The organism is Desulfosalsimonas sp., from assembly GCF_046483245.1.
GTDB lineage: Bacteria > Desulfobacterota > Desulfobacteria > Desulfobacterales > Desulfosalsimonadaceae > Desulfosalsimonas.
The window spans coordinates 1-13979 of record NZ_JAWODO010000162.1; the positions used below are offsets into that span (position 1 = coordinate 1).

Sequence of the window (13979 nt, forward strand, 5' to 3'; positions counted from 1 at the left end):
GAGGGAGGACTTGGATGAAAGACCTTATCAAAAAACTGGTGGAAACATACGGCCCGTCGGGGAACGAGGAACAAATCCGGGGCTTGATTGAGGAGACGATTCGCGACCATGTTGATGAAATCCGCGTCGACACCATAGGCAACCTTATCGCCCACAAAAAAGGAACGGAAGAGGGCAAGCGGGTCATGGTCGCCGCCCACATGGACGAGATAGGTCTCGTCGTAACCCACATCGATGACGACGGCTTTGCGCGTTTTGGCCGCGTTGGCGGCGTGTCTCCCGTCACTTTGGTGGGCAACCGCGTGCATTTTGCCGACCAGACCGCTGGCGTGATCGGCTGGGAAAAGTGGCTTCGCTCCTCCAAACGTCCCAAATGGGAGGAACTCTTTATCGACGTGGGCGTCACCTCCCCGGAGGATTGCCCCATAGATGTGGGCGATATCGCCGGCTTTGTGCGCTCCTTTACAGATATGGACAAACGCCTTGTGGCCAAGTCCATGGACGACCGCATCGGTTGCGCCCTGGTCATACAGACCCTTTTTGACATGAATAGATCTCCACATGACATCCACTTTGTCTTTACCGTACAGGAAGAACTGTCTCCAGCAGCGCTGATGACAAACAGGCGGTTGCAGCAGGCGGCTCTGGGAAAGGATCTGCAGTGACAAGCGGGGCCTCGGAAAAATCAAAGCCCGCCTGGTCCGGCTCCCAGAGCAGGGCCGGAGGACAGAGTGCTGTGTTGCGGCTACTGGATCGATACTTTGGCAACTGGATTCAGTTTCTGCGGGAAGTCAAGGTGGAGCTGGGCCGCGTAACCTGGCCGACGCGCAAGGAAACCGTCGGCACTACAGCTGTTGTATTGGTTTTCGTATTCATTATCGCCATTTTTTTGGGCGTTGTGGACATGGGTTTGTCCAGCCTCGTCCGTTTGATCCTGTAGAATTGAGTTAACAAGGGAGTTAAGGCGTGGCGTTGAACTGGTATATCATCCATGTATATTCCGGCTTTGAAAACAAGGTGAAGCAAAACCTTGAGGAGCGCATTGCCACCTGTGCCCATCCGGAAAAATTCGGCGAAGTTGTGGTGCCCACCGAACAGGTGGTGGAATTGGTCAAGGGCAAGCGAAAAACCTCCAGCCGGAAATTTTATCCGGGTTACATTATGGTGCGGATGGAATTGGATGAAGAAACCTGGCATCTGGTAAAAAATACGGCAAAGGTCACGGGATTTCTCGGGGGGCGGGACCGGCCTGCACCCATTTCCGATGAGGAGGCCGATCAGATTATTCACAAGATGGAAGCCGGGCAGCAAAAGCCCCAGCCCAAGTTTTATTTTGAAGTCGGAGACGAGGTCCGCGTCATTGACGGGCCGTTTACCAATTTCAACGGCACCGTGGAAGATGTCAGCCCGGAAAAGGGCAAGCTCAAGGTGCTGGTCAGCATTTTCGGACGTTCCACACCGGTAGAACTCGATTTCGTGCAGGTGGCGAAAAATTAGAACAGGAGATGTTTAAGACATGGCGAAAAAAGTCGTAGCCCAGGTAAAGCTCCAGGTGCCGGCGGGAAAGGCCAACCCTTCACCGCCCATCGGCCCCGCACTGGGGCAGCACGGGGTCAATATCATGGATTTTTGCAAGGCGTTTAACGCCAGAACGGCAAATGACGAAGGCATGATCACCCCGGTAGTGATCACCATATACCAGGACAAAACCTTTACGTTTATCACCAAAACCCCGCCGGCTGCTGTGTTGTTGAAAAAAGCCGCCGGCATTGCAAGGGGTTCGGGCAGCCCCAAGGCCGAAAAAGTCGGCAAGGTGACCCAGGCCCAGGTGGAAGAAATCGCCAAAACCAAGATGCCGGATTTAAATGCCCCTGATATGGAAAATGCCTGCCGGATTATCGAGGGCACGGCCAGGAGCATGGGGCTTGAAGTGGTCTAAAGGTCAATAAGGAGCTTAAGGGAAAAACAATGCGTAAACGGAGCAAAAAATACAGGGAGATCAAGTCCAGGTTTGATCTCCAGGAACGGATGGATTTTGCCGCTGCGGTGGCTGCTGCGGTTGAGTCTTCCTATGTCCGGTTTGATGAAACCGTTGATATTGCCACCAAGCTTGGAGTCGATCCCCGACACGCCGACCAGATGGTTCGCGGATCCGTAGTCCTGCCCCATGGCCTTGGAAAAGAGGTTAAGGTCCTGGTCTTTGCCAAGGGTGAAAAGGAAAAGGAAGCCCAGGAAGCCGGGGCTGACTATGTGGGCAATGATGACCTGATCGAAAAGATCAAGGGCGGCTGGTTTGACTTTGACAAGGCCGTTGCAACGCCGGATGTAATGGGCTCTGTGGGAAAGATCGGAAAAATCCTCGGTCCGAGAGGCCTGATGCCCAATGCCAAGACCGGCACGGTCACCTTTGATGTGAGCCGGGCGGTCAATGAACTCAAGGCCGGTAAGGTGGATTTCCGGGTGGATAAAACCGGCATCGTTCATGCGCCCATGGGCAAGGTCTCCTTTGGCTCGGAAAAGCTGATCGACAACGTCCGGGCGTTCATGGACACGGTGCTGCGCCTGAAGCCGGCGGCCAGCAAGGGAACGTATCTGCGCTCCATTGCCGTTTCCACAACCATGGGTCCCGGCTTTAAGGTGGACCCGGTGTTTGTGAAGGAATTGCTCAAGTAAGGATTGCCGGTTATTGTTTGGGATCCGCGAGCCCGGCCACAGGCCGGGCCGCGCTTGCCATATATATCGATATGAATTGCGATATTTAATCATTAATCTGTCAAAGACCGTAGGTTCACCCCGTCAGGCGTGTATAATCGGAAAAATGATTTTCCGGCCTACTGAGGCAGGCTTTCTGATGCTGTGGAGGCCCGTGGTTTTTACAGATTCAGAAAGGAGGTGGAGTCAGTGTTAACGCTTTCGCAAAAGCAGGAGCTCGTTTCAGCCCTTCATGAGAAATTCGAGCAGAAAAAAATCCTTGTGCTTGTGGATTATAAAGGGCTCAATGTCACAAAAATCAACGATCTGCGTTCCAAGCTCAGGCAGGCCGGCATTGAGTTCAAAGTGGTGAAAAACACCCTTTTGATCCGGGCCGCAGAGCAAACCGATGTGGAATTGCTTCGGCAGCAGTTTGAAGGCCCCAGCGCCGTGGCCATGAGCTATGATGATCCGGTGGCGCCGGCAAAGGTTCTCTGCGAGTTTGCCAAGGATAATGACAAGCTGCAGATCAAAGCCGGGGTTATGGACGGCAGCGTGCTCGACGCCGATGGCATCAAGCGGCTTTCGGAATTGCCGTCTCGCGAAGTGCTGCTTGCAACTGTGCTGGGCACCATGAATGCCGTTCCCACAGGTCTGGTTCGGGCCCTTAACAATCTTCCCGAGCGTCTGGTCTATGCCCTCAAGGCCATAAATGATCAGAAAGAGGCCGCTTAGGCCCCCTGATCCGTTTTTCCGGGGCCAACAATGCAACAATGACTTTTAAAACTTACGCAAATGATCGTGTAAATGAATACCAAGGAGATATCCAATGGCTGACATCACCAAACAGGATGTAATCGATTTTATCGCGAACATGACGGTTCTGGAGCTTTCCGAACTGATCAAGGAACTGGAAGAAAAATTTGGCGTTTCCGCCGCAGCACCCGTGGCAGTGGCCGGCGCGCCGGCTGCAGGCGGTGAAGGCGCCGCAGTCGAAGAGGAAAAGACCGAGTTTGATGTGGTCTTGTCCGCAGTGGGCGACAAAAAGATTCAGGTTATCAAGGAAGTGCGTGCCATCACCGGTCTGGGCCTTAAGGAAGCCAAGGCCATGGTTGAAGAAGCGCCCAAGCCGGTCAAGGAAGGTGTGGTCAAGGAAGAGGCCGACAAGATCAAAGCACAGCTCGAAGGTGTGGGTGCCTCTGTGGAAATCAAGTAGCCTGCCTTTGTTCAGGCGCCTTTTATACGCAATCCGGCGCAAATGCATGCATAGAGCACAGACATGTGATCACGACAAAATTGCGAAAATCGGCACCGGGGCTTGCCCGGCTGCCGGTTTTCGCAAATTGATTTTAATACGATATATGCTGGAGACGAAATGACAGGAAATCCCCCGAAATACAAACGATTTCGGAAAAATTTCGGTCGCATTCAGTCCATTGTGGACATCCCGGATCTTATCGGGATTCAACGCGAATCCTACCAGCGATTTCTGCAGATGGGGGTTTCTCCCGAAGAGCGGAAAGACAGCGGTCTGCAGGCTGTGTTTAACTCGGTGTTTCCCATAAAGGATTTCACCGGAACGGCTTCTCTGGAATTTGTTTCATACCATTTCGGAGAGGTCAAACACTCGGTCAATGAATGCATCAACCGGGGTATGACCCATGAAATCTCCGTCCGGATCCGGGTGCGCCTGGTGGTCTATGACCTGGACAAAACCACGGGTGTTTCCAACATCCGGGATATCAAGGAGCAGGAGATTTATTTTGGCACCATCCCCCTGATGACCGAACGCGGGACTTTTATCATCAACGGCACGGAACGCGCGGTGGTCAGCCAGCTGCACCGCTCCTCGGGCGTGTTTTTTGACCATGACAAAGGCAAGACCCATTCCAGCGGGCGGATCATTTACAGCGCCCGGATCATTCCGGTTCGCGGCTCCTGGATTGACATGGAAATTGATCCCAAGGATATCGTTTATGTGCGCATCGACCGGCGGCGCAAGTTTCCGGTCACTCTGCTGTTTAAGGCCCTGGGCTACACGGATGACGATATCCTGTCTTATTTTTACCATACCGAAAAAGTCTTTATTAAGAATGAAAAATTTGTCCGGAAGCTGAACCCGGAATTTCTCAAGGGCGAACGTCCGGGGGAAGACATTGTTCACCCGGAAACCGGAGAAGTCCTTGTCAGAAAAGGGCGGATGATCACCAAGCGCGCCATCCGGCAGCTTCAGGCCGCGGGCATGGAATATGTGCCCATGACCACAGATGAACTCCAGCAGCGTGTGATCGCCTCGGACGTGCTCCATCCGGAAACCGGTGAACTCATTGCCCACTCCAATGATCCTGTTGAGCCGGATCTGCTGGACCAGATGGCTGCAGCCGGTGTGGAGTGGTTTGAACTATTGGTCATGGAAGGCCCCTTTACCGGCCAGTCCATTCGAAAGACCCTGCTGCTGGACAAGGCCAAAACCAAGGAAGAGGCATTAATTGACATATACAGGCGTCTGCGGCCGGGCAACCCGGTGACCGCAGAGGTGGCCCAGGATTTTGTGGATCATCTGTTTTTCAAAACTGCCTATTACGATCTGTCCAGTGTGGGCCGGCTCAAACTCAATCATCGTTTAAATATTGACACTCCGCTGGACATGCGGACGCTGCGCCGGGAGGATATCCTGCAAACCGCCCGGATACTGGTGGAACTGCGCGACACCCAGGGCACTGTGGACGACATCGATCACCTGGGCAACCGGCGGGTGCGGGCGGTGGGCGAGCTGCTGGAAAACCAGTACCGTATCGGGCTGGTGCGCATGGAACGGGCCATCAAGGAGCGCATGAGCATGCAGGAAGTCGATGCGCTCATGCCCAATGACCTTGTCAATCCCAAGCCGGTGTCGGCCGTGGTCAAGGAGTTTTTCGGCACCAGTCAGCTTTCGCAGTTTCTGGATCAGACCAACCCGCTTTCGGAAACAACCCACAAGCGGCGCTTAAGCGCCCTGGGGCCGGGCGGGTTGACCCGGGACCGGGCCGGCTTTGAGGTGCGCGACGTGCATCCGTCCCATTACGGCCGGATCTGCCCCATTGAAACTCCGGAAGGTCCCAATATCGGACTCATTGTTTCGCTTTGTACATATGCCCGGGTCAATGAATATGGATTTATTGAAACCCCGTACCGGGTGGTGGAGGAAGCCACGGTTTCCAACCAGATCCGCCTGCTTTCGGCCTTTGAGGAAAAGGATCATCCCATTGCCCAGGCCAATGCACCGGTGGATGACAAGAACCGGTATGTGAACCCGGTGGTGATTTCACGGGTGGACGGCGAGTTCATGATGGTTGAAAAAGACCGCATTGAACTCATGGACGTCTCGCCCAATCAGCTGGTGAGCATCAGTGCCTCGCTGATCCCGTTTCTGGAAAACGATGATGCCAACCGGGCGTTGATGGGCTCGAACATGATGCGCCAGGCCGTGCCCCTTCTCAATACCGAGGCTCCTCTGGTGGGCACCGGTGTGGAAGGCATTGTGGCCCGGGATTCCGGAGTTACGGTTGTGGCCAGGCGCGACGGGACGGTGGTGGATGTGGATGCCTCCAGAATTGTCCTGCAGCATGATCCTTCAGATGATCCGTCCCAGAAGGATGTCACCATATACAACTTGGGCAAGTTCGTGCGTTCCAACCAGAATACCTGTTTTAACAACAGGCCCATTGTCAAGAAGGGCGAAAGGGTTCACGCCGGTGAAATCATTGCTGACGGTCCGGCCACGGACAACGGGGAACTGGCCCTGGGCAAAAACGTGACAGTGGCGTTTATGCCCTGGGGGGGGTACAATTTTGAAGACTCTATTCTGGTCAGCGAACGATTGGTCAAAGATGGAGTTTTTACCTCCGTGCACATCGAGGAATTCGAGGTGCTGGCCAGGGACACCAAGCTGGGCCGCGAGGAAATCACCCGCGATATTCCCAATGTTGGGGAGGAAGCGCTCAAGGACCTGGATGAAAGCGGTATTATCCGACTTGGTGCCGAGGTGGGCCCGGCCGATATCCTGGTGGGCAAGGTCACGCCCAAGGGCGAAACCCAGCTCTCTCCCGAGGAAAAATTGCTCCGGGCCATATTCGGGGAAAAGGCCGGGGATGTAAAGGATACTTCGTTGCGGGTGCCGCCCGGGATTTCCGGGATTGTCACGGATGTCAAGGTGTTTTCCCGCCGCGGCGTGGAAAAAGACGACCGCTCGCGGGCGATCGAGGACGAGGAAATCGCCGCCCTGGAAAAGGACCGCGATGATGAGCTAAAGATCATCGAGGAGACGGCCAGAAACGAGATCATTGCCGCTCTGGCCGGCAAACAGTGCTCAGAAAGCCTCACCGATGGACAGAAGGTCCTGATTGCCAAAGATGTCCGGATGGAAAAAAAGATGCTGGCCGATATTTCCCTGGCCAAGTTCGGGCAGATTTCCTTAAAGGACAAAAAGGCTGAGGAAAAGGTGGCCGAAATTCTGTCGCGCTATCGTGAGCAGGCCGAAATGGCCAAATCCGCCTTTGAGCACCAGGTCAGCTCCATTGAAAAGGGCGATGAACTGCCCCCCGGGGTCATCAAGATGATCAAGATCTACGTGGCCATGAAGCGCACCCTGGCCGTGGGCGACAAAATGGCCGGCCGGCACGGCAACAAGGGCGTTGTTTCCAGGATTTTGCCGGAAGAAGACCTTCCCTATTTTGCCGACGGCCGCACCGTGGACATGGTTTTAAATCCCCTGGGCGTGCCGTCTCGGATGAACGTGGGCCAGATCCTTGAAATTCATCTCGGAAGGGCGGCAAAGGGCCTTGGCGACCAGGTCAATGCGCTGCTGGCCGAAGGTAAAACCGAGGAGCTGCGCAAAAAATTCAAAAAAATCTTTTCCGGCAAGACGCAAGCCGATCAGATCAAGGATATATCCGATTCCGATGTTCAGCGCCTGGCTGAAAACACCTCTGAGGGGGTCTTTATGGCCACCCCCGTGTTTGACGGTGCCAGAGAAGAGGAGATCAAGGATCTGCTCTCTGAGGCCGGGGTCAGCCCGTCGGGTCAGGCAACCCTTTATGACGGCCGCACGGGGCTGCCCTTTGATGAGAAGGTCACTGTCGGTGCCATGTACATGCTTAAACTGCACCATCTGGTTGCCGATAAGCTTCATGCCCGCTCCATCGGACCCTATTCCCTGGTCACTCAGCAGCCCCTCGGGGGCAAGGCCCAGTTCGGCGGCCAGCGGCTCGGGGAAATGGAGGTCTGGGCCATTGAGGCCTATGGCGCGGCCCATTGCCTGCAGGAGTTTCTGACGGTGAAGTCTGATGACATGGCCGGCAGAACCCGCATGTACGAAAAAATCGTCAAGGGCCAGAATGTTTTTGAGCCCGGATTGCCCGAATCCTTCCGGGTTCTGACCAAGGAATTGCAGAGTCTGGGCCTGGATATAACGCTGGTGGAAGAAGACAGCGAATAATTTTATTTTTCATGCAAGGAGATCGCATTGGAAACGATCTACGATTTTTTCATCAAGCCGAAAAATCCCAACCGGTACAAAGGGGTCAGGGTGGCTCTGGCCTCCTCGGAACAGATCCGGAGTTGGTCGCACGGCGAGATCAAGAAGCCCGAGACCATCAACTACCGGACGTTTAAACCGGAACGGGATGGTTTGTTCTGCGCAAAGATTTTCGGCCCCATCAAGGACTATGAGTGCAACTGCGGCAAGTACAAGCGCATGAAGCACCGGGGGGTCATTTGCGAGAAATGCGGCGTGGAGGTAATCCAGTCAAAGGTTCGGCGTGAGCGTATGGCCCACATTGACCTGGCTTCGCCCGTAACCCATATCTGGTTTTTGCGCAGTCTGCCGAGCAAAATCGGCAACCTGCTGGACCTGACCTTAAAGAACCTGGAGAAGGTTCTGTATTTTGACAATTTTATCGTGATCGACCCCAAGGACACGGGCCTTTCCAAGCTGCAGCTGCTCTCTGAGGAAAAATACCGGGAGGCGCGGCAGCTTTACGGCAACAAGTTCGAGGCGGGCATCGGGGCCGAGGCAATCAAGATTCTCTTGGAGCGCATCGATATTGAGGCCTTGTACAAGGAACTGCGTACCGAGATCATGGAGACCGGCTCTGATGCCAAGCGTAAGAAACTGGCCAAGCGGCTCAAGGTGGTGGATGCGTTTCGCAAGTCCGGTCTGGACCCCATCTGGATGATTTTAGACGTCATTCCTGTACTGCCCCCGGATCTGCGGCCGCTGGTTCCCCTGGAAGGCGGGCGGTTTGCCTCCTCGGATTTAAATGACCTGTACCGCCGGGTGATCAACCGCAACAACCGGCTGAGCCGTTTAATGGAACTCCGGGCGCCTGATATCATCGTGCGCAATGAAAAGCGCATGCTCCAGGAAGCCGTTGACGTGCTCATAGACAACGGCCGCCAGGGCCGTGTGGTCACCGGCACCAATAAGCGCCCCTTAAAATCCCTGAGCGAAACCTTAAAGGGCAAACAGGGCCGGTTCCGCCAGAACCTGCTGGGCAAGCGCGTGGACTATTCCGGCCGGTCCGTGATTACCATCGGCCCGGATCTGCGGCTGCACCAGTGCGGGATTCCCAAGGAAATGGCCCTGGAGCTGTTCAAGCCCTTTATCTACCATCGCCTGGAGCAAAAAGGCATTGTCACCACTGTCAAAAGCGCCAAGAAATGGGTGGAAAAGCGGACTCCCGAGGTCTGGGATACCCTGGACGAGGTGGTCAAGGAATACCCGGTGATGCTCAACCGCGCCCCGACGCTTCACCGCCTGGGCGTCCAGGCTTTTGAGCCGGTGCTCATAGAGGGAAAGGCCATCCAGCTCCATCCCCTGGTCTGCACCGCGTTTAACGCCGACTTTGACGGCGACCAGATGGCCGTGCACATTCCGCTGTCCATGGAAGCCCAGATCGAGGCACGGGTGCTGATGCTGGCATCCAACAATATTTTGTCGCCGGCAAACGGCAGCCCCATCATCGTGCCCACCCAGGATATTGTCCTTGGCATTTATTACATGACCCTGGGCCTGACCGGCGCCCGCGGCAGCGGAATGAAGTTTGCCGATACCCAGGAGGTGCGCGTGGCCTATGACGCTGGCGTGGTGGATCTTCATGCCAAGGTCTTCGTGCGCATCAAGGGTCAGCGCGTGGAAACCACGGTGGGCCGCGTGCTGCTGTGGGAAATTATTCCCAAGGGCGACAGCTACATCCTTCGTCACATCATGGTCACAGACAGGGACAAGGCTGATGATGTCGTGGAGGCAGTGGAGGATGGCACCCCGTTTCGCGATCTTGTCAAGCCGTTTTCCGAGGCGTTTGACAAGACGTATAAAGGAAATATCGGGCTTCTGGACGCCCCCGAGTTTCAGGAAATCTTCCAGCTGCCCGATTTTGAGGTGGAGTCGGTGTTTTCCCTGGATGAAGGCGATGTCAGCGGGATTATTCACGTGGGCGATCAATACCATGTATTCCAGGTTATTGAGAAACGCTCTGAGATTCCTTTTGATACCATCAACAAAGTGTTAAATAAAAAAGCCCTGCAGGATCTGGTGGATTACACCTATCGGCATAAGGGGCCCAAGGCCACGGTTATTCTGGCCGACCGGCTCAAGAACATCGGTTACAGCTATTCCACGGCCGGCGGGCTGTCGATTTCCATTGACGCCATGATTATCCCGGAAAGCAAGTGGGACATTCACGCGGCTGCGGAAAAAGAGGTGGCAGAGATCAACCACCAGTACACCGAGGGTCTGATTACCCAGGGGGAGAAATACAACAAGGTTGTTGACATCTGGGCCCGTGCCACCGACGAGATTGCTAACAAGATGATGGAGGCAATGGAAAAGCCTTATATCATGACCGATCTGCAGAAGGATGCAGCTCAGGTCGATGATAAACGACTTGCCGACATGAGCGATAAGACCGGTGGAGAGACGGTCAACCCCATTTTTATGATGGCTGATTCCGGAGCCCGGGGCAGCAAAGACCAGATGCGGCAGCTGGCTGGCATGCGGGGCCTGATGGCAAAACCATCCGGCGAGATCATTGAAACGCCCATTACCGCCAATTTCCGGGAAGGGCTTTCCGTGCTCCAGTATTTTATTTCCACCCACGGCGCCCGTAAAGGACTTGCGGATACGGCGTTGAAAACAGCCAACTCCGGATACTTGACCCGCCGTCTGGCAGATGTGGCCCAGGACTGCACCGTTATGGAGCATGACTGCGGCACGGTAATGGGCATTGAGGTCGAAGCCCTCCTCGAAGGCGGAGAAGTGATCCAGCCCCTGGAAGAGCGGGTGCTGGGCCGAATTGCCCTGGAAGACGTGCAGGATCCGTTCACCGACGAGGTGCTCATCCGCCGGGGTGATGAAATCGATGAATCCGGAGTTGCCCGCATCAGCCAGGCCGGGGTCACCAGCGTGAAAATCCGCTCGGTGCTCACCTGCCGATCTCGGTTCGGGGTGTGTGCCATGTGTTACGGCCGGGATCTTGCCCATGGGGGGTTTGTGGAAATCGGCCAGACGGTTGGCATCATTGCCGCCCAGTCCATCGGCGAACCCGGCACCCAGCTGACCATGAGAACCTTCCACATCGGCGGTACTGCCAGCCGGCGGGTGGAGGAAGCTGAAATCAGGGCCCGGGTGCAGGGGATTGTCAAGTACAACAAGCTTAATGTGGCTTTGAATGCGGAAAACCGCAAAATTGTCATGAACCGCAGAGGTGGTGAGTTTTCCGTTGTTTCGGATTCCGGCCGGGAACTGGAGCGGTGCCCGGTGATTTACGGTGCAGACATCCTGGTCGAAGACGGCCAGCGGGTGGAGGCCGGCCAGTTGCTGGCTTCATGGGATCCGTTCACCACTCCGATCATCACCGCAGTGGAAGGAAAGGTCAAGTTCGGGGACTTGGTGATCGGCCGGACTTTGCAGGAACGGGTGGACCCGGTGACCGGCAAATCGAGTCTTACTGTGGTGGAATCCAAGGGAATGGACGCCCGGCCCAGAATTTCCATCAAGGACAAGGAAGGCAAAACCGCCAATATCCCGGGCTCCGGACCGGCCCGGTACGTGCTGCCGGTCAATACCATTTTGATGGTGGAGGAGCACGACCATGTGCGGGCTGGCGACATTATCGGAAAGATTCCCAGGGAGACCACCAAGACCAAGGACATTACCGGTGGTTTGCCGCGGGTGGCCGAACTTTTCGAGGTGCGCAAGCCCAAGGAGGCCGCGGTCCTCTCCGAGATCGACGGTTTTGTGGCCATTGCCAAGGCCACCAAAAAGGGAAAGCAGCGCCTGACCGTGACTCCGGTGGACGCCGGCGAGAAAAAGGAATACCTGATCCCGCGGGGACGGCACATCAGCGTATATGACGGCGACTATGTCAAGGCCGGAGAACCGCTAACCGCAGGCAGCCCCAACCCGCAGGATATCCTGAGCATCAAGGGCGAAGTCGAGCTGGCCCGTTACCTGTTAAACGGGGTCCAGGAGGTCTACAGACTCCAGGGGGTTCGCATCAATGACAAGCATATCGAGGTGATCGTGCGGCAGATGATGCGCCGGGTCAAAATTCAGACAGTTGGCGACACCGCTTTTATTCCCGAGGAACAGGTGGATAGAATCGAGTTTGAGGAAACCAACCAGGCGGTGGTGGAGCAGGGCGGCACCCCGGCCGTGGGCGAGCCGCTTATTCTGGGGATTACAAAAGCCTCTCTGTCCACAGATAGCTTTATCTCCGCAGCCTCGTTTCAGGAGACCACCAAGGTGCTGACAGATGCCAGCATCGCAGGTGCCTATGACGGCCTGCGCGGGTTGAAGGAAAACGTGATCATGGGCCGGCTGATCCCCGCAGGTACGGGCCGGACTGAATACGGGCAGCCGGATATCGCCGCTGAATACTAGGCAGCAGTATCCGCTTGTATCCGGGGCGGATGAAATGGTGCCGGCAGCTAAAAGAAAAAAGCTTGACACCACCATGATTTAAGGGTATTATTTGTTATTTTAGCTTAGCACTATAAACATTGTGAATATATGAATGATTTGTAATGGATAGGGGATAGCATGCCGACGATTAATCAGCTGGTTCGCAAGGGCCGCAAGCAGATTCAGAAGAAAAAGGGTGCGCCTGCGCTTAAAGCTTCGCCGCAAAAGCGCGGTGTGTGTGTCAGAGTTTATACGGCCACGCCTAAAAAGCCCAATTCCGCCCTGCGAAAGGTGGCAAGGGTTCGTCTGACAACAGGGGTGGAGGTTTCCGCGTATATCCCCGGCATCGGACATAATCTCCAGGAACACTCGGTGGTTCTCGTGCGTGGGGGCCGGGTCAAGGACCTTCCCGGTGTTCGGTATCACATTGTTCGCGGTACCCTGGATACGCTTGGAGTGGCTGACCGGAAGCAGGGTCGGTCCAAGTACGGAGCCAAACGCCCCAAATAACATGATATTCGGGGTGCAACTTGTATCTGAAAAAAAATGGTGTAGGCAATGCCGAGAAGAAGAGAAATCCCTGAAAGAAAAATTATTCCGGATTACAAGTACAAAAGTCCGCTCGTATCCCGGTTTGTCAATTCCGTAATGAGAGACGGGAAAAAGAGCACGGCCCAGTCGTTGATATATGAAGCTTTTGATATTATTGAAAAGCGGATGAATGAACCGGCCTTAAAGGTTTTCGAGCAGGCACTGGGCAATGTAAAGCCCCAGCTGGAAGTCAAGTCCCGGCGGGTTGGGGGGTCCACATACCAGGTGCCCACAGAGGTCCGGTCGATGCGCCAGACCGCTCTGGCCATCCGGTGGATTCTCACTTATGCGGAAAAGCGGCCGGAAAAAGGCATGGCCAGGAAACTGGCCGGTGAGTTTATGGATGCCGCCCAGCAGCGCGGTGCTTCGGTTAAGAAGCGTGAGGATACACACCGCATGGCCGAGGCCAACAAGGCCTTTGCCCATTACCGGTGGTAGCCGAAGGTATTTTGGTTTTGATATCCCTTGCCCATCCAGTTTTTCCATTTTGGATGGGCAAACTATCTGATTGCAGATGATTCAGATTTATTTCAATGGCAAACCCGTTTGAGCAAGAGGGTGGAAAATGGCAAAGCAGAAGTTTGAGCGGACCAAGCCGCATGTAAACGTGGGAACGATCGGTCATATTGACCATGGCAAGACGACATTGACCGCGGCGATCACCAAGCATTGCGGACTGCGGGGCTGGGCGGAGTTTATTCCGTTTGACAAGATTGACAAGGCGCCCGAGGAAAAGGCCCGTGGGATCACGATT

The 13979-nt window shown here is 55.1% G+C and carries 12 protein-coding genes; all 12 read left to right on the plus strand.

Annotated elements, in window-relative coordinates:
- Nucleotides 1-14: 14 nt before the first annotated feature.
- A complete protein-coding gene (locus R6U41_RS13875) occupies nt 15-665 on the plus strand; it encodes a hypothetical protein (RefSeq protein WP_410270442.1) in 651 nt (216 codons plus the stop codon).
- Nucleotides 666-739: 74 nt separating this feature from the next.
- Nucleotides 740-940: a preprotein translocase subunit SecE gene (gene secE / locus R6U41_RS13880; RefSeq protein ID WP_410270443.1), complete on the plus strand. Its 201-nt coding sequence runs from the start codon at nt 740-742 to the stop codon at nt 938-940.
- 26 nt (nt 941-966) lie between these two features.
- Nucleotides 967-1497, plus strand: coding sequence for a transcription termination/antitermination protein NusG (gene nusG, locus R6U41_RS13885; RefSeq protein ID WP_181551577.1), 531 nt, complete (start codon nt 967-969; stop codon nt 1495-1497).
- A 19-nt stretch (nt 1498-1516) separates the two neighbouring features.
- Complete coding sequence (gene rplK, locus R6U41_RS13890) at nt 1517-1939, plus strand: 50S ribosomal protein L11 (protein WP_181551578.1); 423 nt, start codon at nt 1517-1519, stop codon at nt 1937-1939.
- Between the two features lie 29 nt (nt 1940-1968).
- Nucleotides 1969-2673 (plus strand): 50S ribosomal protein L1, encoded by a 705-nt coding sequence (rplA, locus tag R6U41_RS13895; RefSeq protein WP_410270444.1) that lies wholly within the window; start codon nt 1969-1971, stop codon nt 2671-2673.
- 228 nt (nt 2674-2901) lie between these two features.
- A complete protein-coding gene (rplJ, locus tag R6U41_RS13900; RefSeq protein WP_410270445.1) occupies nt 2902-3426 on the plus strand; it encodes a 50S ribosomal protein L10 in 525 nt (174 codons plus the stop codon).
- A 103-nt stretch (nt 3427-3529) separates the two neighbouring features.
- Nucleotides 3530-3907 (plus strand): 50S ribosomal protein L7/L12, encoded by a 378-nt coding sequence (rplL, locus tag R6U41_RS13905; RefSeq protein ID WP_410270451.1) that lies wholly within the window; start codon nt 3530-3532, stop codon nt 3905-3907.
- Between the two features lie 159 nt (nt 3908-4066).
- Entirely contained in the window at nt 4067-8167 is a 4101-nt protein-coding gene (gene rpoB / locus R6U41_RS13910) for a DNA-directed RNA polymerase subunit beta (protein ID WP_410270446.1), read from the plus strand.
- A gap of 27 nt (nt 8168-8194) precedes the next feature.
- Nucleotides 8195-12613 carry a DNA-directed RNA polymerase subunit beta' gene (gene rpoC, locus R6U41_RS13915; RefSeq protein WP_410270447.1) on the plus strand — a complete coding sequence of 1473 codons (4419 nt, stop codon included), beginning with the start codon at nt 8195-8197 and terminating at the stop codon, nt 12611-12613.
- A 159-nt stretch (nt 12614-12772) separates the two neighbouring features.
- The gene (gene rpsL / locus R6U41_RS13920; protein ID WP_410270448.1) at nt 12773-13144 is read left to right on the plus strand and encodes a 30S ribosomal protein S12; all 372 of its coding nucleotides are present in this window, start codon (nt 12773-12775) and stop codon (nt 13142-13144) included.
- A 48-nt stretch (nt 13145-13192) separates the two neighbouring features.
- The gene (rpsG, locus tag R6U41_RS13925; protein ID WP_410270449.1) at nt 13193-13663 is read left to right on the plus strand and encodes a 30S ribosomal protein S7; all 471 of its coding nucleotides are present in this window, start codon (nt 13193-13195) and stop codon (nt 13661-13663) included.
- A 127-nt stretch (nt 13664-13790) separates the two neighbouring features.
- Nucleotides 13791-13979, plus strand: a 189-nt coding sequence (locus R6U41_RS13930) for a GTP-binding protein (protein ID WP_410270450.1), incomplete at its 3' end; no start/stop codon positions are given.